Raw genomic sequence first — 583 nt, 5'->3', positions numbered from 1 at the left:
CCATCTACTACGCCTTCAAACAATCGGAGTCCCCTGGGGGCGCAGGCCTCCGGCCTACAAACGACAACGACGAAGAAGAAGCAGGCGAGATAGAAGCAGGCGAGACGCCTGCGATCCCAGGGACACCTGCGATCCCAGGGACGCCTGGGGACGCAGGCCTCCGGCCCGCAAAGCCCGCTGAGACGCCTGCGCCCAGGAGCACCGGCTGGGAGACCGTTCTCGACGCGGTGATTCGCGCCGGCTTCGCCCTCAGCGGCACGTGGCCGATGCGTACCGAACGCGAAGCAAGGTCAACTGGCATCGGGACAAACGCCCTCGCCTCCAGCATCGTGCTGGTCTGCCGTAAGCGCGCCCCCTCCCTCATTCCCTCCCCCACCGGGGGAGGGCCGGGGTGGGGGCAAGTCCCCGCCGGGGGAGGGCCGGGGTGGGGGCAAGTCCCCGCCGGGGGAGGGTGGGGGTGGGGGACCGCCACCCGCCGCGAGTTCCTCGCCGCCCTCAAGGCCGAGCTTCCCGCTGCATTGCGCACCCTGCAAAGCGGCAACATCGCCCCGGTGGATCTGGCGCAGGCGGCCATCGGCCCGGG

General features: G+C 70.8%; 1 pseudogene. It reads left to right on the top strand.

What is annotated here, in order from left to right:
* The first annotated feature begins 197 nt into the window (after positions 1-197).
* A pseudogene (locus NZ773_16305) lies at positions 198-583 on the top strand (hypothetical protein).

The organism is Dehalococcoidia bacterium, assembly GCA_025054935.1.
Classification (GTDB): Bacteria; Chloroflexota; Dehalococcoidia; order SpSt-223; family SpSt-223; genus JANWZD01.
The sequence above is the reverse complement of the archived record's forward strand: the minus strand, read 5'-3'. Positions and strand labels throughout refer to the sequence as shown.